Genomic DNA, 21,161 nt, shown 5'->3' on the forward strand with positions numbered 1-21,161 from the left:
CGGACTGCTACGCGGCCATGGCGCGCAGCGACCAGTCACGGACGTGCTGGATCGCCAGGCTGAGGTACGTCTGGCCGGGCCACGCCTCGGCGAACTCGTAGGTGATGTGCGGCAGCGTCGGCGGGTTGGTCGCGACGAATCCGGTCGCGATGCGGATTGCCTGGAATGCCGCGATCGGATCGGTGAGGGCGCCGGTCACCATCTCGGGAACCTTCTGCGCGATGGCCACCGCGGTGCCGATCGGATCGGTGAGCTCGAACCGGGTGACCATGTCGTAGGCGTCCTGCATGATGTCGCCCGTGTGGTTGTCGGGCACCGAGGTATACATGTCGCCCGGGTTCGCCAGCCAGCAGTGCCGCCAGTCGTAGACGTTGCCGTACCGCGTGGAGCTGATGCCACGGCCCGGTGCCGGGGTGCCGGCGTAGAACGCGCCGCCTGCGGGCCGGGTGGGATCGCCAAAGCTGAACGAGCACACGTAGTTCCGCGGGTACTTCTGCTCGACCCACGCGCGCACCCAGGCGGCGACTACGGCGCCGGCCGAATAGCCACCGATCACAATGCCGCGGTCCGGCTCGGCGGCAAGCTTCGCGTCGATCAGCTGCTTGGCGTCGGCGACCGCGATGTTGACTGCGCGTTGCATCGATTTGTCGCCCAAGCTGCCCGCGGCGCCGACCGGCAGTCCGCCCATCGTCGCGGGCCAGACGGGATTGAATTCCTCGACGAGATCGGCCGCGCCCTGGCAGACGCGGCTGACGTAGTCCTGGCCGATGATGCCGCCGGTGCCGCGGAACACCACACCGAGGTGGCGTGACATCGGTTATGCGCCCGTGTTGTGGACGGAGACGTTCTGGCTGGGACTCAGCGTGGCGGCGGTCAGCAGTCCGCACAGCGGGAGAAGCTTCTGCGCGAACTCCTGCGCGCGCTTCCGCAGCCACTCGTTACCGGCCACGTAGCTGCCCGGAGGGAACTTGCCGGCGGCGTTGTCCTTGATCGCCTGCACGTCGCGCTCGACGCCCACCAGCGCGCCGACGATCATCACCACGTTCCAGGCGTTGCCGTCGGTGTTGAGCAGCATGCCGACGGTGTCATCGACTCCGCTGGCGGGTTCGGCTGCGGGGCCGAACATTCCGCGCGATGGCCACTGCGCGGGCATCGATCCGCCGCCGAGAATCTTGTCGACGGCCTGGTTGAGCCGTTCCACGTTCACGCCCATGAGTTCGTCTCCCTGATCGAGTAGTTGCAGCAGTTGGTCGCCCAACGAGAGGGCGTGGTTGTAGCGGTTGGTGCGGTCGGTGAGTCCGTTGTGGCCGCCGTTGACGTACTCGGTGGCCCGGACGATGTCGCGGGCGTCGGCCACGCCGTTCATCGGGCGTTGAGTGGTCCAGTACCAGGTGACGCCGACGAATCCGTATGTGTCGCTGGCTAACTGGTCGGGGTCGTCGACGAAGAACATCGGCGATGGCACGAGGCCCTCGCTGTAGGCCCACTGGGACAGAACGGTGTAATTCCGGCGGCCAGTCACCTGGATCGGCCCGCGGCCACGGAAGCGGTACCCGTCGCCCGGCTGCGTGTTCCCGAGATCAGCGCGGCCCTCGTACCCGACCTGGTCGGACGTCGGCCCCCACAACTCGACGAAGTACCGCAGTCCCACCGACTCGTGGCCGATCTGCGCACCGTGCATGGCGATACGCGGCACTGTGTCGCAATCACATTCGGCGAGGCATTGGCTGTAGGCCGGCAGCAGCTCGGCGAGCCGATCGGTGGTCAGTGTGGTCGGCGACATCAGCTGCGCGAACACCTGGACGGCCTGCTGGTCCGGCGTCTCGGGCTGGACCCCGATCATGTCGGCGTAGCAGTAGCCTTTCGGCGGGATCAGCGACACGCACTGGTCGAAGCTGATCCAGTACCCGAACGGCGGGAACCCCGGGTCGGCGATCCACACCGCGCGTGCGCCAGGGGTGTCGTCGTAGCCCATGCACGCGACGTAGTGGAAGACGGTGCCGCCGCGGTACGACGGCGAGGTCGAGCCCTTGACGCCGATCGGGTAGTTCGACGGCGGGGCGACCCAGTTCATCACCACGCCATAACCGGCGTTGATGGACCGAACGATGTTGAGCCACAAGTCCTTGCGCTGGTCGTAGGTCGCCGGGTCGTTCTCGATGTACACCGACGTGTACCTGGCGTCCGGGGTGATGTTGTCCAGCACCCGCTCGATCAGCCCGACGTAGTCGGTGCCGTTGACCGTGGTGCCGATCTGGCGGGCCAGCTCCTGCTCGGACATGTTGATGCCGCGGGAGTTCAGCACCACCTGTGTCGACGCGGGCCCGCACCAGTAGCCGGTCTCCTGCGCGACGATCGTGTGGTCGTAGGGCAGTACCTTCTCGGCCATCTACGGCAGCTCGGGCAGGCCGTACGGGACGGTCGTCGAGTAGCCGGCTCCCGGCAGCGCGGCCAGGGCCTGCTCGATCATGGCCGTGATCGCCGCCGGCCGGTCCGCTGCGGTGACGTCGTCGACGCCATCGGCGTGCATAGTCCAGGTGCCGTCGGCGCGGGTCGCGGTGACGATGACCGTGCCGTCCGCGCAGTTGAACAGCTGCATCAGCTCGGAGTCGAAGGCGACGATCTTGTGATCGGTGAGTACGTCGTACATGTTGTTGTCTCCCTTCCGGTTACGCGCTGATTCGCGGGGTCACGTCGATCGATGCGCCAGCGCCAGAGACGACGACGTTGCCCGCGTCGAACGGGGCCGATCCGACGAAGTTGCCTGCGGTGAGGGCCGAGAAGACGCCGCCTTCGGTGTAGGTACCCGCGGGCACGGAGATGTTCTGGGCGGAGCCGTTGACGATTCCGGTGGTACCGCTCGACCATGCGGTCTGCTTGCGGGCGTAGCTCCCGCCGGTGGCCTCGTTCGCGCCAGTGGTTCCGCCGCCAGCGCCGGTGAACACCGCGACGTATGCGCCGAGCGCCTTGATGCCGTCAGCGGCCGCTTGATGAGTTGCGTTGGGAAGACCCATATCTGTACTCCTCTACTTTTGTTGTGCACCAGCCGTTTTCGGCATGGCTAACCCCGCTGCGGGGTGGGCTCAGATGTCTGCGGCGGTGAGCGCAGCCACGCCGCGCGACGGGTACTGGCCGAAGTTGTAGGCGCGCCGGAATCCAGCGGCCGGGTGCCGCCCGGGGAGGTCGACCACGTGACCGCTGTCGGTCCACGTGAGCGACGTCGGCACGCCGTTGAGCCAGATGGTCCACGTCACCACGCCCGCGGAAACCGAAGGAACCAGCCGGATTAGGGCATCAGTGTTAGCCGCTTGACTGCCCAGGGACGCCTGCTGCGTCAGCGTTCCGCCCGCCCAGGAGTAGATAGTCGCGGTGTTTCTGGACGCCGGCCAGAGTGTCACCACGCCCTTGGTTCCGTCTGCGGAGAAGGCGCCCGCGCCGACGTTGCGGTCGCCGGCCGCGCCGCTGAGCGCGCCGACCTTCACTTCGACCCAGAACAGATCGGTCGCCATGCTGTCCGGCAGCACCGCCGCGGATCGGTAGGTCGCGTTCGACGCCGTGCAACTGCCTTCCTGCAACGTGTTCGACGACGCTTGCACTGCCCCAGCACCGGAGTTCAGAGCGACGTTCACGGTTCCCGACGGCACCGTGGGGAACGACGAATACGTCATCGTGGCCTTGGCCGCCATACCCAGCGACGGAGTGACCGACAAGCCGACCGCGCCGGGGTAACGCGCCGCGCCTTCGACACCGAGCACGGGTGTCACGGCGAGGCCGAACGCTGCGGGGTACCGCTCGGCGCCGCCCATCCCCATCGACGGCGTGACCGCTAGGCCGAAGTCTGCGGGGTTGCGGCTGCCACCATCCATCCCGAGCGCCGGTGTCACGGCCAGCCCGACAGAGGCCGGCATGGCGCCCGTGCCGATGGCCAGTTCGGGTGTCACGGCGAGGCCGAAGCCTGCCGGGTACCGCTCGGCACCCGCCATGCCCAGTGACGGCGACACCGACAAACCGAACGAGAACGGCGTGCCCGGGTCCACGGCCGCTATCTCCATGCCCAGCGACGGCGTCACAGCCAGACCAACGGCCGCCGGTGTGCGGTTGCTCGCGCTGGCCGACAACTGCGGAGTTACGACGAGACCGAAGTCGGCGACGGACTTGCCGGCCGCCGACATTCCCATGCCGATCGTGACGGCAATCCCGAATCCCGCTGTGCTCCGGCCGGAGCTGGCCATTCCGAGGGACGGCGTGACCGCCAGGCCGACCGCGCCACCCGACGGCCCGGCCCCTCCGCTGACGCCTAGTTGTGGCGTCACCGACAGTCCAAATGCCGCCGACCGCTTCACCCAGGGCAGGGTGTTGCGCGTCCACCAGCCGGTGCGGACTGCAGCCATCAGTTGGCGATTTCGAGTCCGGCGGCGGCTAGCGCGTCCTCATGCGATGTTCCGGGTGGGCACGTGCACATCGGCGTCAGCACGGGGGCGATCCCGTTCTCATCGCAGGCAACAATCGTGGTCTCGCACAACACAATCGTGTGCATTCCACTCTTGACCACCGGCAGTCCGAGGTCGCCGAGCGCAAAATCCACCGCGCGCTGCTGGCCTGCTGACAGTCCCCCATCTGCGTGCACTGCGTAGTGCTGGCCCGCCTCGTCGACATAGAGCCGCGTGTTCGGCGGCCATCTCCGCATTGGCTTATCAACCTGTGTCACAACCACGTTCAGACCCCTCCTAGCTTGTAGAGAGCTGCTGCGAATCCGTTGGCCCCGAAGCCGAATGAACCGCTACCGGGGCTTGATCCGCCCGCCGCTTGGCCGCCGCCACCACCGCCGCCGCCGGGGTATCCGCCGTCGCCGCCGTCGCCGCCATGCGGCGACATGGTGGCCGAGGTCGAAGTGCATCCACCGCCGCCGCCACCGCCGCCGCCGCCTGCGATCGGTACATCGCCCGTCTGTCCCGCGGCGCCGTCGCCACCGTCTCCGGCCTTCGCTGAGCCGACGCCGCCGATCCCTTGAATCCGAGTACCGCCAACACCGCCAGCGGCCAGTCCGGACGATGTACCGGCGTCCCCCGGTGTCGCCGTGTACGGCGATGCCCCCAGTGCTGTGCCACCGGCGCCGCCGTGGCCAGCCGATGACGTGGTGGCCAGCAGGTCCATGTCGGACACCACACCGCCGACGCCGCCGAGCGCGCCGACAAGAACATTGCCCACCGAGTCCTTGATCGTCGTCAGGCCGCCCGTGCCGCCCTGAACACCGCTCGCGGCACCCACTGCGAAGTTCAGGGTCGATACGCCCGGTGTCAGCCCCGTCAGGTCGATTCGTCGCCGCATGTAGCCGCCACCGGGGCCGCCCGCGTCGCCGCGAATGCCGTTACTGCCAGCGTCCAGGGTGATGCCGTGCAGCTCGGTGACGCCGGCGGGAATGACCCACGCTGGATTGCTGGTGGGGAACGTCTCCATGATGAGTCCGCCCTGCACGGCGATGCGCACGGCTTCGGCCACCTGCTGCACCTGGGCAACCGAACCGGTGCCGTCCGTGCGGTTGAAGAACCCGTTCCACCAGGCCTTGAAGCCGTCGCGGACATCGTCGGCCAGGTCGACCATGCCTTCGACCGCGACCCTCGGAATGTTGGTCAGCGCGTGGATGACGTCGGCGTCGGTGTGCCCAGTTCCGCCTAGTCCCAGCGCATTACAGATCGCGTCTCGGATCGTCTGCCCCGCAGCGGCCAGCGCGGACTCCAGGCCGTCGACGAGGTTCTTCGGCAACTTGTCCGGCTTGGTGCCGCGGGCGGCGGCGAACCACACAGTGCCTGCGGCCGCGCCCGCTGTCGTCTTCAGAACGATCGACACCCGGTCCCATGGGTCTGATTCCAGCCGGGTGAGCGACCCGCTCAGCGTGGTCCAGTCCAGTGCCGCGCCCGCCGGTTGGTGAACTGCGAAGTCACCGCCGGCCACCTCGTCGTCGCCGTTCCACCCGATCCAGGACAGCCGGATCGGCGAACCGGTCGACGCAGTGACACCGGAGTACTTGATCTTGACCGAGGCGTCGACCTTGCGGCCGACGTCGAGCAGGATCCGTTCGGAGATCAGCTCGTGGATGGCGCCGTCGAACGTGATACGTGCCGACCCGACGGCGCCTGCCGGCTTGGCCGTGCTGTCGAATACCCACGTCGTGTCACCCACGAGCGAGTCGGCAGTGATGAAGTCCGCCAACATGTTCGGCGTCGATGCGGTGATGGCGCCGATCGGGATGTTGTGCAGCCAGTTCAACGGAGCCAGGAAGACGTCGGTGATCGTCTGCCAGACCTGTTCCGGTGTCGGCAGGTTGTGTGGGTCGAGCGCCCCGAGGATCGCCTTGAACACCGCGTTCAGCACGTTCTGGGCGACCTGCAGCGGCGTCCCCTGCCCCAACGCCCAGATCGACGGCCCACCCGCCACGTACTGCTGCTTGAGCTTCTGCTCAATGAACTCCTGAGTGCGGCCCACCAACGCAGCAGGAGTGTCACCGGTGAGCGGGTTCGGCGATATGCCAAACCGCGCCGGCAGATTGTCGAACCCAACAGGTCCTGAAGGTGTTGTCACCTAGTTGTCCTTGATGGCCCAGCCGGACAGCTTGACGCCGGTGGACAGGAGCCCGGATTTGAAGTGCAAGGCGGGGTACCGGTAGCCGTTGCCGTGCGGGACTTCGTGCGCCTCGTCAACCCACTCGACGATCGGGGCACTGAAGTCAGTTCCCTTGTACATCAGGTACTTATCGGCGAGCGGGTCGTACATGCAGGTGTAACGGTCGTTGTTGTGAACCGTGTTGCCGTTCGATTCCATGACCACCGCGCTGTCCGGGCCAGTCCCCCGAATGATGTGCACATATCGATTGGCGGACAGTCCCGAGTACGCAAACTGGAACCCGACCCACGAGGTCATCTGCTGGTTCGAGCAGACGATCACGGTGGACTTGCCGTCGCCCCCGAAGTCGCCGAGAACCGTTGATACCTCGACCTTTACAGCATCTTGGTTGGTCTGCGCCCGGTACCGCGCGGCCGCGACGTCGAAGAACGTGAAGTCCGCGGACATTCCGTTCGGCAGCGACGGGCCATTGCCGTAGATCTTCAGGCTGCCCTTGATCTTCACCCAGTTCGGATCAATCCCCGGACCGGACATGTCGTCGAAGAACGACAGCGCGATGTTCGACGAGCGCGGCGCCGCCAGGGGCGACGGGTTGTCATCGCGCACAACCGAACCGCGTGACAGGTTGTCGTCGATCGCCGGCCGCGGCCCGATCGCCGGGTAGTGCGCTGTAACCCGGTAGTAGGCGCCATGCGGGATCACGTCGGATTCGTCCGTGCTGACGAAGAAATCGATTCGGGTCTCGCTGATCGACGACGCGTTCCACGTCGCGAGCACGCCGCCGTCCGGGCCCGTGATGGTGCACTCGCACGTCGTTCCATCCGGGAAACGGGCACCGGCCTGAGGGAAGAACACCGCCACCCAGGTCTGGCCCTCCGACAGGACCAACGTGTCGAGGCGCGTCTTGGATCCGAGCACCTATTCCCCCCGTTCGGTCATGTCGTGCCGTTCCCGCAGGGCCGCAGCTTCGGCCTTGCCTTCGGCCCGGATCGCCGAAGCGGCCGCGTCCATGTCCATCGACTTGGCCAGGGTCGCCGCGACCTCGGGCTGCAACTGGGCCAGCAGCGCCGCCTTCTGCTCGGCGGTCTCGGCGGACCGGACCGCCGCCGCGAGCTCCGGATTCCACTCCTCGAGCGCGGCTTCCATCGACGCCCGGCTCTCGGGGTCGATGGACTCCACGGACGGAATCGCATGGGAGCCGAGCCAAGACTTCTCCGGCATGACGATCCGCTGCGTCGCGAGCGCCTCGATGTACCGGAAGCCCAGATCAGCGAGACCTTCGGCGGCCGCGCGGCGCATCGGCGCCGGCAGTCCCATGGTCTCGTCGCGCCGGCCTGTCTTCACCGCCGACAGCGCATCCACGAGCTTCGTGATCGTGGTTTCCCGGTCGGATATCTGCACAACCTCAGACACGTTGCCCCGCAACCATTATGCTTTTAAGCATGGCTATATGCTCCGTTCTCGACTGTGGCCGCCGGACTGTTGCCCGCGGCTACTGCAATGCCCACTGGAAGCGCTGGAAGCAGGGCTTACCGCTCGATACCCCAATCCAGATGAAGCACAAGGGCGGACGCCCATGCACCGTCGACAACTGCGGTCGACGAGCCGTCAGCGATGGCCTGTGCAACACCCACCGCGAGCGCCGTGAAGTCGGCACAGACCTCACCGCACCCGTCGGCGGATACTTCATGACCGACAACATCGAAGAGCGTCTACGCCACTACGCGCCCGCAGGCGCGCCCGACGAATGTTGGGAGTGGACCGCAGCGCTCAACAAGGGATATGGCGCCATCACCGTCTATGGATCACGGATGCGGCAAGCACACGTAGTCGCTTGGGAAATCCACAACGACACAGAGCTTCCCGCTGGGATGGTCATTCGACACAGCTGCGACAACCCACCGTGCACAAACCCAGCCCACCTCGAGCTCGGCACACACGCCGACAACTCCGACGACCGACTCGAACGCGGGGCCGAGGCCTACAACGGCACTGGACACCGTCACCGCACCGATGCCGAAGTCAGAGAGATGCGAAGGCTCTACGAGGAAGGCGTCAACATGACCGAGATCAGCCGTAGGTTCGGATGCTCCCGTGCTACCGCCATGCGCATCTGCAAAGGACAATCGTTCCCAAATGTCTTGCAGCTCAGCTAATTAGGTGTACTCCAATATTCTGAACGGTCGCCAGCACCTTCTTCAGCGTGCGGGCGCTACGCTCCCCCTGCGTCATGGCCGCCTTGTTCAGGCCGATGGTCAGGTCCCAGGTCAGCGGCTTGCCGGCGCTGTTGTCCTCGTCGAGGGTCATCTCTTCGAGCTGGTCGACGAACATCACCTCGATGCCGTTCTTCAGCAGCTCGGAATGCGTCGACGCCACGCGGTCACCGATCTGGCAGTGATAGCCCGGGATGATCCAGTGCGAGCCGTCCAGCTTGATGCGGTGCCCGGTCTGGGCTTTCGTCGCGGTGAACGCGCCACGAATCGCCGCTTCCGCAGACAGCGACCAAGCATTGTTCTCGGCACCGGACTGGTACATCTCCCACAGGTGCATCCATCCCAATTGCCTTGCGCGGCCGATGTTTTTCCATTCGAGCCACGCGGCGATGGTGCCGACGAGGAAGGGCATGATGACGTCGGCGGCGATATCGCCCAGGCTGGAGAAGCCGCCGAGCAGGAAGTAGCCGAGCAGGTTGCCGACAGACTCGATGATCAGGCGCGCGATGGCGTCGGCCGTCGGGTTGTCGCCACCGACGACCACCGACACCGGTCCCGCTGGGCCCCAGGATAGTTCGGAGTCGAAACTGTGCCACTGGTCGTCGTTGATGCATATCCACGGCATCACGGCGAAGGTGCCCGCCCAGCCCTTCTGGTAGTAGGCGTCCGGGGCCAGGGTCTCGTCGTCGGCGACGACGTTGAGGATGTCTTCGAAGTAGCCGTCGGCGTACGTGACCGCGGTGCGGAACATGCCGGCCGCGATGGTGCCGTCCAGGAACGTGCCGCCGAAGGCGTGGAACCCGGAGCGGTCGACGACCTCGAACACCAGGGCGCCGTTGGCGACGGTGTTGACCATGAGGCCTTCGGGCCGTTCGCCTTTCGCGGTGAGGATGCGCCGGTAGGTGATGACCATCTGCGCGTCGTCGAGCGCGTCAGCGAAGGTGACGTCGGCGGCGTTCATCCGGCTGGCGATCGGGCCCCACAGGGTCGAGTCGTCGAGGAGCCACGGCGAGGCCTTGACGTGTGCCTGCCACTGGGTCCAGTCGATCAGAGACGTCCATTGGGCCGGGTTGAACGGATCGTCCGGCAGTGTCCAGGGGTGGCCTTCAATCCTGATGAGCTGCAACAGGATTGTCATACTGATGGCCCATTTCAGGGGCGCATAGAGGAAAAATTCGCGCGGGAATTGGAAGACCGGGATCGGCAACGCGGGGTTCGGCGGGACGAGCATGAACTGCAGGTACTGAAGGTCGTCATTGAAGTACATGACGAACGACAGAATCCCGTTGCGCCGCTGCAGCTTCCAGTACCGAAGCAGCCCCGACCAGCGCCACTTCCCGTCGTAGCGGGACACCGTAATCAGGACGTTCTTCAGAGCTTCCTTGTTGTTCGGAAGCCCCATCACGTACCGCGCGATCACGTGATCCGTCGGAACCTCGACATAGCCCTGCGACGAGACGTTCTTACGCGTCGGCCAAGACTGCTTGACCACCGACTGGCCGGCAATCCGGCCAAGGAACTCCGCACCGGGCGAACCGTCCGGCGGGTTGATCCACAGCTCAATGTCGTTCTGCTGCAGCCGGAACATCGAGTGCTTCGCACGGACCTGGTCGACGTTGTGTTCGATGCTGTCGAGCAGCGCGGTCCCGTCGATCACCTGGCGGCCACCTTCGGCCGAGAGAACGGCCGCGAGTACCACTGCGGGATCGTCAAGCGACAATGCGCCCCATCAGGATTCACGTTGTTGGTGAATCGCACGGTCGCCTGGTCCCGCAGTCCGGCGATCACCGGATAGCGCAGGTCCTGGCCTTTCCACCTGCCCTGCACCAGGGTGTCGTTCTCGGACACTGCCGTCATCTGGCGCGGGTCGGAGTCGTAGACCTGGCCGCCGTCGCGGATGTCGGATGCCGGGATCGGCACCACACGACCGGAGTCCTCGATCGCGCGGCCCAACATCCCCGAACCCCACGAGCAGTCCGGAACCTCCCAGTCCGCGTCGTGCGTGAGAGTCCAACGAGGCCAAACGGGAACGTCGCCCTCGTTGATGAAGTCGAACGGAAACCACGCATACGCCGCCGCGGTGTGGAACTCCTGGGTCTGCGGCTTGCCGACATAGAACGGCAGTTCCGCCGACAGCACGAACTGCTCCGATGACTGCCCGGTCAGGAAGGGCTCCCGCGCCTCCCACTGCATCGCGGAGAACGCCGTCGACTGGTTCTCCTTGCGCACGAACAGGTCTCGGACACCATCGGGCCCGGTGAAGCGAAGCCGAGTTTCGGTGTCATAGTCGAACGCCCAACCGAGCTGAGCCGCGATGTCCGCCCACGCGTACTTGTCGCGGTGATATGCCAGGAACGTCAGCGGGAACGTGCGTTTCTTGAACCGGTAATCCTGGTATCGCTGGCCGAATGCGTTGGTAACCCAACGTGTTTCGACGGGAAGGTCCCAGAGTCCGGCACACTTGGGCGACAGAATGACACCCTGCTGGCCGCGGCCCGGGCCCATCACACGGAAGAAGAACTCTGGGTTCGAGGGGTCTCCCTTGATGATGTCCAAGGTCAGGTACTGGCTCATCAGACGTAGCTCGTCATCGTTTGGCTCCGCTGCTGTTCGAAAAGAACCTGCTTGTCGTAGAAGTCGCGCGGGTCATTGGTCGACACGTCGCCGAAGATCGTTCGGGCGTCGATCGGCTGAGCGGTCTGCGGCGGAGCCGAGAGCACCGGGGCGCCGTACGCGCCGGCGGTCGTGTTGTCGCCGAGGTTTCCGACCAGCGCGGAGGCGAACACATTCGCCGCACCTGAGACGGCCTTGCCGCCCAGGTTGAACATGCCCTGGATCAGGGTTCCGGCGCCGGCACCGCCCGCACCACCGGCAGCACCAGCACCCATCGAAGCGGCTGTCGCGGCGATGTTGCCGAGCGTCGACGCGCCCTCGGTGATGCCCTTCTGCACCGCGGGCAGAAGGTGGCTCTGGGACGACGGCGCACCGGCGATGACCGGCTGAGTCGCCCGCTGCTGGTCGGGCGCAGGGCCCTGGTCAGCACCAGCGGGCGCCGCAGGCGGAGTCGGCGCTGGCATCGGAGCCGCCGCGACGGGTGCGGGCAGCGGAGTGACCGGTGCCGAAGGAATCGGCGTCGCACCGCGCCCCGGGTCCAGCTTCCGAACGTCGGGCAGCGGCGGGATCACTGGCGTCGGCGGCTTGTAGCCCAACGGGAACACGCCACCATCCGCGTAGCCCTGGCGAGAGAGCCCCGAACGGAACTGCGAGTTGATCGCGTACACCCCTGCCGGGCCGCCGAGACCACGGACAGCCTCAGGGATCAGCACGCCCTCGCCGCCGGACATCGGCACCGACATGTTGTCTCTGCCAGGCGAATACCCGGGAAGAACACCGCCGTCGGAGTAGCCCCGGACACCAGCTGCCGAGCCCGCCGCCGGTGCCGCCTTTGTGAATCCGCTCGGCGAGAAGTTCACATGCAGGTGATTGAAGTGGTCCTTCTCCTGCCACATGATGTAGTCGATGCCGAGCTCTGCCTGGTGGGATTTGAGCCAGGCGTACAGCTGGTCGCCCTGGGCTTTACCCGCGGGAGGTGTCGGGTCGTTGAGGCCTCCGGCGCCGGGAATCATCACGTCCAGCGCCAGGCCGCTCGGATGCCATTTCAGTCGGTCGGCCCGGACGCCGCCGATGTTGGTGGCCCACGGGAAGTTTCGCTGGATGATCTGCTTGCCGCGCAGCGTGTTGATCTGGAGACCGCCATCGCCGGGACCGCCCGGTGCTGCCTGAAACTTGGACAGATCGCCGGCGGGCGTGGTGGCCCCGGCCAGGCTGGCGTTCGCTCCCTTGCCGCCGCCCGAAGTACCGGGGGTGCCCGAGGTGCCGAACGTGGGTAGCGCGAGCTGGGTGCCGTCGTCGAGCGTCTTGTACTCGGTACCGAGCTGGGGATCGCTGTACGCGCCGCCGGCGGCGCCGTTGTTGTTGAAGATGCCGAGGGCCTTCGTCCCTGCCTGGAACCACGGATTCGACGGCGAGAGGATCGAGTTCTCGAGGCCGAAGAAGCCGAGCACGCCCGTGTAGAGCGTGCTGATGCCCTTCGCCAGTGTGCCGCCGGCCCAGGTGCCCAGCCAGTCGCCGGTCTGCTGCCTCCACGCGTCTTGCTTCTGCGGATCGTCACCGGCTGCAGCCAGTCCAGCGAGGCCAGCTCCTCCGCCCTGGCTGGCACCCGCGGACTGCTGACCACCGAGCAGACCGCCCAACGGGACGCCGAGTCCACCGAGGAATGAGTTCGCGATGCCGGGCAGGCCGCCGCCGGCCAGTGAGGCTCCGCCGTCGGCGGGGCCAGGCGCAGCACCAGTGCCCGAGTGAATGGCGTTGCCGTTGGGGTCGATGTAGCCGCCAGGCTCGAAACCGGGCAGCCGGCCGATGTCGACGATGCCCATGTTCGCGGCGTGGAGGAACTCATCACCCAGGACGGTGCGGCCGCGGCGATTCGCCACGAACTCGTCGGGGTGCAGCTCGCTGATCCAGCCGCCGGTCGGTCCGTCGCCGCGGCCCGACCGGGTCGGCCCGCCCTTCTCGAAACTGCCTCCGCCGCCGATAAACTCGGAGGCTGAAGATGGTGGCGGCGCGTCTTTCGGGAGCTTCCCGCTTTCCTTGTCCAGGACCCACTGATAGCGGGCGTGGAGGTCGTTGCGGCTCATCTTCAACATCGCGTCCACGGAGAGCCCGAGTGCGTCAGCAAAGGGCTTCAGCTGGCGGTCTTGGACCGCTTGGTCAGCTCCGGCGAGCGTCGGAAGCGCCATAAGGATGGAGTTGAATTCCTGTTCGCTTTTCGGCAACGAACTGGGCTTGTTGTCGGCAGTGGCCAGGAGCCCACCGACGAGTGCACCAGGCGCGCCACCCATCAGCGCGCCGGTAGCGGCTCCTGCTGCGTAATCCTTGGCAGCGTCGGGAGTAATGGTCGGAACGTTCCCGAATGGAACCGCTTGTCCCGCAGGGAGCTTCCCGGGATCGATCGCGTGACCAGGCGGCGGCGGCAAAGGTGCGCCCGGCTTCTGCTCAGGCTCTTTGTCGTCACCGGTGAGAGCGTCCAGCGCGCCCAGCGCGGCGGCCATCAGCGCGATCTTTCCGAGTAGGCTGCCCTTGTTGCCCTTGGTACCGATCGCGCCGGAGATCCTTCCGAGCTGCCCGAGGATGCCGCCCGCGAATTGGACTGTCTTCCAAGCTAGAAACGCCTCAAGGACGGTCTTGATGAGAGTCGGGTGATCCTTGAGGAAGCCGGTGATGTCCTTCAACGGCGGCAGCAGAACATCGGTCCACGCCTTCGCACCTTCATAGAGGCCTTCGAGCGCGCCGGGCACCTTTTGCAGCACGCCCCACCACTTTTCGAGCTGCTGGCGGCCTTCCTCGAAGAACTTCTTCAGCTTCTCCTGGCCCTCGTCAGAGTTCAGGAATCGCGACATGCGGCCAGTCAGCTGCTCGACAGTGCCAAGCAAGCCCGCGCCGCCGCCAGCAGCCTTGGTGACCGCGGTGAAGCTCGTTACCAGATTCAGGACCGTGTTACCGAGATTCGACATCGCAGTGAGGCCCTCATTGATCCACCGCTGAAGGCTGCCGTCAGAGTCTGCTGCGGTGATGAAGCGGTCGAACCGCTCAGCGACCTTTCCGATGCCATCAGCCAAGCGCGGCAACGCATCCGACGAACCAGCCGTCAATGTCCCGATGGCGTGAATGATCGGGTCGATCGCCTTCGTGAACCGCTCCTGCGCATCCTTGGTGTTACCGAGGATGCGGTCCAGCAGTCCCCTCGACTGGTCCGAACCCAGCGACGTGAACAGCTGCTTGATGTTCTGGTTCCACGCCGTCGCGATCCCGCCCATGCCGTTCTTCAGGTTCGGAAGATCGGAGTCGACCAGCGTCTTCAATCCCTCTGAGAGACCGGCGAACATGTTGTCCTGCACCGTGTTCTTCAGCTCCGAGAACTCCGGTTTGAGCGCGATGACTGTCTTCAGGAATGCCTGGGCGTTCGGGGACAGCTTCGCCATCTCCTGCGCAGCAGTCTTCTGCGCGGACGAGGCGTTCGCCGACGCATCCGCGACGGCCTGCTGGGCGTTCGCCACCTGCTGATCGGCACGAACCACGCGCTCTTTCGCCGACACGACCTCGTCGGACTGCTCGACGCCTTTCGCGTTCTCGGTCGCGACCTTCTGCTGTAGGTCGATGTTCCGCTGTCGCGACTCGACCACCCGCTGGTCGGCCGCCGCGACGCGCAGCTGAGCTTCCTCAAGATCGAGGCCGTCCTTGAACCGGCCCTGCGCCAGGTCACGCCGAGCCTTCTTGGCATCGAGGATCGCCTGCTGTTCCGAGATGGCGCCGCCGCGCTGCTCGATGTTCAGGTCCGTCAGGCGCTGCTTGGCATCCTGGTAGGCACGCGACAAATCCTTGTGCGCCTGGGCATCGTCGACAACCGCGTTGCGCAGCTGCTGGTGTGCTGATGCTGCGGCCTTGGCCTGCGCGGCCTGGTCGACACCGGCGGACTCGGAGGCCTTCGTGACCGCGTCATACGCTTCCTTGACTCCCGACAGGCCAACGACGAGCGTGCCGATCGACGCAGCGGCACCGCCCATGATGCCCGGCACGGCCAGGCCCGCCTGGGCGACCTGCTGCAGGGAACCTGCGACCTGGGCCAGCGCGGTGGCGATCGCGGGCAGGCTGCCGACAGACAAGGCACCTAGGTTCAGCTTCAGGGCCGAGAGCCCACCGCCACCTCCCCCTCCGCCGCCACCGAGTGATCCGAGGCCTGTCGTGGTGACGTGAATCGTGTGGTGCGAGTGCGTTTCCCGCCACGCTGCCAGCTGAGCAGATGCCACCGTGGTATCCACGTGGACGGGTATGGTCAGCGGCCGAGACTCTTCCAGCTGCCGCCACTCCGCCAGATGCGCGCGGGCAGTGGTGAGATCAGCGTCGATGCCTACGCCGACCGTCGCCTGAATCGCCTCGAGCTTGGTCCTCAGCTCATCACGGAAGCCGCTGAGGTCCGGCCGGATCTCTACCCCCGTGGAGGCGTGGATTTTCTCCAGCTCGGTCCTGAGTTCGGTCGTGAACCCACTCAGCGAGGGGCGGATGTTGATGGAGGCATCCCCAGCGTCGTATGTCGCCACTAATCCACCTCCAATTCAGTTGAGTCCCAAGCGCTCCGCGTTCGCGTGGCCTTCTTCGATGAGTGCGTCCAGTTCGCCGCGGACGAGGTCGGTCTGGCGTTCATTGACGATGTCGCCGACCATCAGCGGCCGCGGCATGTACGTGACGTCGCGTGCCTGCATGCGGCCGAGTTGCGCACGGAGGCTGATCATTTGGTCGGCGACGTTGCGAAGTTCCCGCACGATCGGCGTGTAGCCGCGGTGCGGTTCTTCGTGCTCGACCTTGAGTTCGGCGATCTGCTCGGCGGTCAATGACCGCATTCGCTCGAGCATGTGCGGGTCAGTTTGGGCTTTCGCCCACAGCTCGGTGCCCTGCCGCTCACACAGATCGTCGAAGAACTCGAGGAACTGGTCCCAGGTTCGACCCGGTACGTCCAAGAAGTACTCCAATGCGTTGACGCGGAGTACTTCTTGGAAGTCGAGTTGTATTGCGCGCCAGTGGGCGTTGACTACTGCGACGACTCGGGCGTCGCGTTGCCGTTTCCCTCCGCGTCCTTGCTTTCGGCGGCGGATTCGAGGGCGGTGCCGTCGACCTTGTTGAAGTCGCGCAGCTCGTTGAGGAACAGGTCCCAGGCGCGAGCGTCGTCGGCGAACAGCGCCTTGCATTCGTCGTACTGGTCGCCCAGCAGTGCACGTTCGATCTGCTCGTGGTAATCCACGTAATCGGGCACCACGCCGCGGTCGACGCTGATCGCGTCACGGATGTTGGCGGTCAGCGAGTCGTAGCTGGCCTTCCGCCACGCGTTGCGGCGGACGATATCCATCGGCTTGATGCTGATGTCCTCAGTCAGCTCATAGGGCTTGTCACCGAGCTGCTTGCGGATCTCGTAGAAGCGGCCGGCCTTGGGCTTGGCGGTCTTGGATTCGGGCATGGCAAAGAGACCTTTCGATGCTGGAAGTGGCTGGTGTTGGCTGGATTTGGTGGCTGGTGGGTGCGTGGCGCCAGCCCGTCACGCACCCACCAGGTCTGAGGTCCGACTACGCGGCCACCGTGACGGTGATCGTGTTGGACTTGCCGCCGTAGGTGGCGGTGATGTCGGTCGTGCCGGTCGCAAGCGGCGTGACCTTGCCCGTCGCACTGACGGTGGCCTTGGCCGGTGTCGCGGACACGTAGGTGGCGGTTGCGGTGCGGTCGGCACCGATGTTGTCCTCCACCTTCAGCTGCAGCGTGCCGCCGGCGGCCAGCGAGATGGTCGGATCCTGCGGCAGGATGGCGATCCAGTCAGTGGTCGGCGGGGTGAAGCCCGTGTCGTTCTCGGCCGAGCACAGCTCGAATCCGGGCCCGAAGATGAAGAACTCACCCAGGTTGTCCGGGTCGTCGTCATCGGCGACGGTGGTCAGCGTCGGGTGCCACAGCAAGGTGTTGTTCTGCGCCCACTTCTGGTTGTCGACGCCGGACACCTGGGTCCGGTTCAGGACATAGCCGAAGAAGATCGGCAGGGTCTTGTAGGAGTCCTTGCCGAGCAGCACCGTGCGGTAGTCGAAGTTGTCCGGCACGGTCGCGATCGGCGCGTGGATGCCGCCGTGCGCCGACGGCGTCAGCGAGCCGTAGTCGCCGGAGAACTGGAGCTCCAGTGCCTGGCGGCCGGTCTGGCGCATCTCGAAATCGACTGCGATGGACTGCTTGTCGATGATGATGCGGGTCGGCAGGCCTTCACCGGCGGACTCGATGTTGTTCGAGCTGATGTCGAACTTCAGGCCGATGGCCGAGTCCTTGGTGATGTAGCCGACACCCTTGATGCCGGCCGGGATCACCACCTCGCCGTTGGGGCCCTCGATGTTGCGGGTGAACGCGGCCACCCGGTCCGCACGGCCGACGCACACGGCCATGTCCAGCGGTGCGATCTGCAGGGCCTTGCGAGACCCCTTGAACGCCTTGATCGAATTCGGAATCGGAGGCATCTCGAACTTCCTTTCGTGTCTGCCCGGCGGGCATAAAAAAGGCCCCGGCCGGGTCGGACGGGGCTTGGAACTCTGTCGGCTTAGACGCCGAGGTGATCGCTGTAATCCGGTGTGGCCAGCGGGTTGTCGAACGTGAACAGGTACGTCGACGGGATGATGCGTTCGTCGTATTCCTGGCCTGGAATCTCTTCTGGGCCACTGATTTCCTCGACGCCGACAATGGTGACGATGCGGCCATCGCTGGACAGCTCGACTTCGACGTTCTCTTCGAGGGGCACAAGGACATCGCGGACGAACCCGGACAGCACGAGCGAGTCACTGCGGCTCGTGGTGATCGCGGCGATCTGTACCGGCGCCTGGTCGCGACGGACGTTGGCCGCGCCACCGGACCGGGCGATGTACAGCATCCGGCCGAACCAGCCCGTGTCGAGCACGCCGTCGGGGAGCTCGTTGATCACCTCGACGGCGCCTGGGACGCCGGTCGGGAACAGCGGCTGGAAGAGCGATTTCACCGCGTCCTCGGCCGACGCAAGGCCAGGTTGGTACCAAGCCGGAAGCCACGGAATCATCTATCAGTCCCTCAATGACCGGAGGACCTTCTTGAGGTCCTTCGCGCCTTGGTGTTTGGTGGTTTTCAGGCCCTTTCGGCGCGGTCCAGACCGCGACACGAACGCCCCGGTCTGGGTGTTGCGGCGTGACTTGTGGCCGAACTCGTGCGCCAGCCCGTGGGCCGTGCCCTCACCGATTTTCAGCGTCCCGACCCAGCGGTCGTTCTGGTATCCACCGATGCTCAGCCGAACCCGAGCGGACGCCGCGAGCTTGCCGGCCCGCTTCGCCACAATCGCCTGGTACTTGGTCCGTGCGAGCTCGGTGACGCTGCGCACCACGTTTTGCATCCGACCGGACAGCAGTATCTGCGCGAGCGCGGGGTTCGGCTTCGGGATGTGGATGTCATCCACGAGGTGTGTTGACTCTCCGGAGCTGGAACCACATGACGTCCATGTCGTCACCGGTGAGCGGATGATCGTTGTCTGCGAACGGGCCGTCGACGACTGAGTAGACCTCGCCGTTGCCGCGGGTGATGCGGTCTCCACCTTGGACATCCGAGCCCCGGTAGCAGAACCATTTGCGCTCGATGGCCGTGCGGCGGCCGCCCATGCCTTCTACTTCGACGACGTGGGCTTGCCCGAACGCGGTGTCGTCGACGTTGGGCTTGGGAGCCGGTGTATCGGTTCCGTTGGCACGCGTAATACGAGTCACGGCAACGGTTTCCCCGTCGATGATCTCGATCACGGGACCATCCACGGCTTGGCGCCGTACGTGCCGAGCTTCGGCCGGCGCGGCTTCGGCAGCCGCACTCGGTTCAGCTCCTCCTCGGTGAAGCTGATGCCCGGGCCCGTGCCGGCGCGGTATGTCCGGGAGGCGATGATCCCGTCCATCTCCTGGCTCTTCGCCGAAGCGCCGTCCGGGTTGTGGTGCAACTCGAGCACTTTGTCGATGACGAGCGTGCGGACACGGCCTATGCGGACCTTCACCGCGGGATCGGTCGACGCGAGGTCGATGTCACGAAGTGAGGGCACCTCGCCCATCAGTTCGTTCTCGACGTCGAGGATGCGCCATTTGATCGTGGTGACCCGGCTCGGCGAAGGGGTCTTGCCGAGCCGGGCCACTACTGCATCGCTGTTGACGAACTTGCCGTCAGCAGGAGACGCGGGTGCGGTCATTCGACCGGGATGCTCGCGTCCCGCAGCTTGGCGACGATGTCGTCGCGCTTGTCATCCTCGGCGACCTCGACCTTGTCGGGGAACTGCGCGGCGTACGCAGCCCACAGGTCGCGACCGGAGCCGGGTCCGGCCAGTGGAGGCGGCGGTTCAACGCTGACGCTGCCGCTGCCGCTGCCCTGGCTGTCGCCAGCACCCTGGTCGCCAGTGGAGTCGTCGCCGCTGCCGTCGTCGGACGTTTCCGAGTCCGCGGCCGCCTGCAGCCGAGCGAGCTCGGCCTTCAGCTGCTCGATCTCGGCGTCCTTGCCGCTCTCGTCCGGCTCGTTAGCGACCGGCGGATCACCGCCCCACGCCTTCGGGTTGGTGATCTTCTTGGCCGCCCATGCCGGCGGCACCTCGCCGGGCCCGAAGGTGTGCAGAACGCCCTTCTTGTCGAACAGCGCCACATGCGCCGCGAGCGCCGCCATCAGAGCACGTCCGCGACGGTCAGGAGGCCGGCGTTCGTCAGGATCGGCATGCCGACCGCGTCGACGAACGTGAACTCGCGGTAGGGCGGGCCGATCTTCTCGACGACGCCGACGATGCCCGAGGCACTGCCGAAGGTCATCTCGGCCTTGTTGGAGCGCACGATCTCCAGCGCGGTGGCCGACAGGCCGTACGCGAAGAAGCCGAGGTCGCCCAGGTTGGCCGGCAGAAGGCAGACCCGGTCCTGGGACAGGACGCGGGTGGTGGTGCCCTCCACGCTCAGCGACGTGTCGTACGGCGTCATCACCGTGGGCAGGTCGTTGGCCGAGAGCAGGTTGTTCAGCTCGTCGACGGTGACCATGGTGCGTCCAGCCGTCGCGCCGTAGACGGCGTTGATGATCTCGGCGTTGCGGCGCAGGTGGCCGACCACGACACGAGACATGAGCATCTGGGCCGCCCGGCCGTAGCCGTTGGCGATCCGGACTTCCTGCCACGCATCGAGGTCCTGCAGCGGCGTCGCGGCGGCGTGGTTCGACCACAGAGTCGCTGGGGCGACGATCTGGTTGGCCGGGACACCGTAGTCCGCCTCGCCGCTGAAGTTGTTCTCGTTGATGGTCAGCTTGCCATCGGTGAGAACGTCACCCCACGCGAGCTCGCGCCGGTTGTTCATGGTGCCAACGAGCCGCTCAGCGTCGTTGTAGGCCGCCCGAGTCTGAGCCGCCTTGTTCGTACCGCCCAGCAGTGCGATCTGCTCGGCGATGCGCTCGTACTCGCCCTTGTTCAGCGAGTCCGAGAACGGCAGCAGTTCGACCCACTTGCCCGACCCGGCGTCCCGAGACGACACGTGGATCGTTCCGTCGTAGGACCGGTAGGCCGCGGTGCGGTTCGTCTTGACGAACTCGGCCCAGTCGATGCGGTTGGTCTCGAAGTACCGCGTCGGGAACATGTTGACCAGCGCCAGGCTGGACTCGACGGGCACGTTGCGGATGAACGTGGTGAGTGCGTCCGGGGAAATCGGACCATCGAAAACGATTGCCATGGTT

General features: G+C 65.9%; 22 protein-coding genes. 1 reads left to right on the plus strand and 21 read right to left on the minus strand.

Annotated elements, in window-relative coordinates; translation table 11 throughout:
* Window positions 1–7: 7 nt before the first annotated feature.
* The 9 genes from A7G45_RS00490 to A7G45_RS00530 all read right to left on the minus strand — a co-directional run bounded on the left by A7G45_RS00490 (window position 8) and on the right by A7G45_RS00530 (window position 8,034).
* The gene (locus A7G45_RS00490; protein ID WP_260932231.1) at window positions 8–814 is read right to left on the minus strand and encodes a hypothetical protein; all 807 of its coding nucleotides are present in this window, start codon (window positions 812–814) and stop codon (window positions 8–10) included.
* A 3-nt stretch (window positions 815–817) separates the two neighbouring features.
* A complete protein-coding gene (locus A7G45_RS00495) occupies window positions 818–2,389 on the minus strand; it encodes a C39 family peptidase (protein ID WP_260932233.1) in 1,572 nt (523 codons plus the stop codon).
* Window positions 2,390–2,650, minus strand: a complete 261-nt coding sequence (locus tag A7G45_RS00500; protein ID WP_260932236.1) for a hypothetical protein — start codon at window positions 2,648–2,650, stop codon at window positions 2,390–2,392.
* Between the two features lie 19 nt (window positions 2,651–2,669).
* The gene (locus A7G45_RS00505; protein WP_260932238.1) at window positions 2,670–3,014 is read right to left on the minus strand and encodes a phage tail fiber protein; all 345 of its coding nucleotides are present in this window, start codon (window positions 3,012–3,014) and stop codon (window positions 2,670–2,672) included.
* Window positions 3,015–3,083: 69 nt separating this feature from the next.
* Window positions 3,084–4,391 (minus strand): hypothetical protein, encoded by a 1,308-nt coding sequence (locus A7G45_RS00510; RefSeq protein WP_260932240.1) that lies wholly within the window; start codon window positions 4,389–4,391, stop codon window positions 3,084–3,086.
* A complete protein-coding gene (locus A7G45_RS00515; protein WP_425561509.1) occupies window positions 4,391–4,714 on the minus strand; it encodes a DUF7572 family protein in 324 nt (107 codons plus the stop codon). The genes A7G45_RS00510 and A7G45_RS00515 overlap by 1 nt, the downstream gene beginning before the upstream one ends.
* A 2-nt stretch (window positions 4,715–4,716) precedes the next feature.
* Window positions 4,717–6,579, minus strand: a complete 1,863-nt coding sequence (locus A7G45_RS00520; RefSeq protein ID WP_260932245.1) for a hypothetical protein — start codon at window positions 6,577–6,579, stop codon at window positions 4,717–4,719.
* On the minus strand, window positions 6,580–7,539 hold the full coding sequence (locus tag A7G45_RS00525) for an LtfC-like domain-containing protein (protein ID WP_260932247.1): 960 nt from the start codon (window positions 7,537–7,539) through the stop codon (window positions 6,580–6,582).
* Window positions 7,540–8,034, minus strand: coding sequence for a hypothetical protein (locus A7G45_RS00530; protein ID WP_260932250.1), 495 nt, complete (start codon window positions 8,032–8,034; stop codon window positions 7,540–7,542).
* A gap of 29 nt (window positions 8,035–8,063) precedes the next feature.
* Here A7G45_RS00530 and A7G45_RS00535 point away from each other — a divergent pair, with 29 nt between their 5' ends.
* Window positions 8,064–8,777 carry an HNH endonuclease gene (locus tag A7G45_RS00535; RefSeq protein WP_260932253.1) on the plus strand — a complete coding sequence of 238 codons (714 nt, stop codon included), beginning with the start codon at window positions 8,064–8,066 and terminating at the stop codon, window positions 8,775–8,777.
* On the opposite strand, the gene A7G45_RS00540 is transcribed toward A7G45_RS00535, so the two are convergent.
* The 12 genes from A7G45_RS00540 to A7G45_RS00595 all read right to left on the minus strand — a co-directional run bounded on the left by A7G45_RS00540 (window position 8,770) and on the right by A7G45_RS00595 (window position 21,157).
* Entirely contained in the window at window positions 8,770–10,491 is a 1,722-nt protein-coding gene (locus A7G45_RS00540; protein ID WP_260932256.1) for a Gp37-like protein, read from the minus strand. The two genes, A7G45_RS00535 and A7G45_RS00540, sit on opposite strands and share 8 nt — an antisense overlap.
* Entirely contained in the window at window positions 10,488–11,408 is a 921-nt protein-coding gene (locus tag A7G45_RS00545) for a hypothetical protein (RefSeq protein WP_260932259.1), read from the minus strand. Before A7G45_RS00545 ends, A7G45_RS00540 begins: the two co-directional genes overlap by 4 nt.
* Window positions 11,408–15,991, minus strand: a complete 4,584-nt coding sequence (locus A7G45_RS00550) for a VldE C-terminal domain-containing protein (protein WP_260932261.1) — start codon at window positions 15,989–15,991, stop codon at window positions 11,408–11,410. Before A7G45_RS00550 ends, A7G45_RS00545 begins: the two co-directional genes overlap by 1 nt.
* A 15-nt stretch (window positions 15,992–16,006) precedes the next feature.
* Window positions 16,007–16,408, minus strand: coding sequence for a hypothetical protein (locus tag A7G45_RS00555; protein WP_260932264.1), 402 nt, complete (start codon window positions 16,406–16,408; stop codon window positions 16,007–16,009).
* 71 nt (window positions 16,409–16,479) lie between these two features.
* Window positions 16,480–16,902 (minus strand): hypothetical protein, encoded by a 423-nt coding sequence (locus tag A7G45_RS00560; protein ID WP_260932265.1) that lies wholly within the window; start codon window positions 16,900–16,902, stop codon window positions 16,480–16,482.
* A gap of 106 nt (window positions 16,903–17,008) precedes the next feature.
* On the minus strand, window positions 17,009–17,932 hold the full coding sequence (locus A7G45_RS00565) for an Ig-like domain-containing protein (protein WP_260932266.1): 924 nt from the start codon (window positions 17,930–17,932) through the stop codon (window positions 17,009–17,011).
* Window positions 17,933–18,012: 80 nt separating this feature from the next.
* Window positions 18,013–18,501 (minus strand): phage tail termination protein, encoded by a 489-nt coding sequence (locus A7G45_RS00570; protein ID WP_260932269.1) that lies wholly within the window; start codon window positions 18,499–18,501, stop codon window positions 18,013–18,015.
* A 3-nt stretch (window positions 18,502–18,504) separates the two neighbouring features.
* Entirely contained in the window at window positions 18,505–18,891 is a 387-nt protein-coding gene (locus tag A7G45_RS00575) for a hypothetical protein (protein WP_260932272.1), read from the minus strand.
* Window positions 18,884–19,225 carry a hypothetical protein gene (locus A7G45_RS00580; protein WP_260932276.1) on the minus strand — a complete coding sequence of 114 codons (342 nt, stop codon included), beginning with the start codon at window positions 19,223–19,225 and terminating at the stop codon, window positions 18,884–18,886. The genes A7G45_RS00575 and A7G45_RS00580 overlap by 8 nt, the downstream gene beginning before the upstream one ends.
* A complete protein-coding gene (locus A7G45_RS00585) occupies window positions 19,222–19,656 on the minus strand; it encodes a hypothetical protein (protein WP_260932279.1) in 435 nt (144 codons plus the stop codon). Before A7G45_RS00585 ends, A7G45_RS00580 begins: the two co-directional genes overlap by 4 nt.
* A complete protein-coding gene (locus tag A7G45_RS00590; RefSeq protein ID WP_260932282.1) occupies window positions 19,653–20,120 on the minus strand; it encodes a hypothetical protein in 468 nt (155 codons plus the stop codon). Before A7G45_RS00590 ends, A7G45_RS00585 begins: the two co-directional genes overlap by 4 nt.
* Entirely contained in the window at window positions 20,120–21,157 is a 1,038-nt protein-coding gene (locus tag A7G45_RS00595) for a major capsid protein (protein ID WP_043984385.1), read from the minus strand. Before A7G45_RS00595 ends, A7G45_RS00590 begins: the two co-directional genes overlap by 1 nt.
* Between the last annotated feature and the right edge of the window lie 4 nt (window positions 21,158–21,161).

Source organism: Mycolicibacterium llatzerense, from assembly GCF_025331195.1.
Taxonomy (GTDB): Bacteria; Actinomycetota; Actinomycetes; order Mycobacteriales; family Mycobacteriaceae; genus Mycobacterium; species Mycobacterium llatzerense.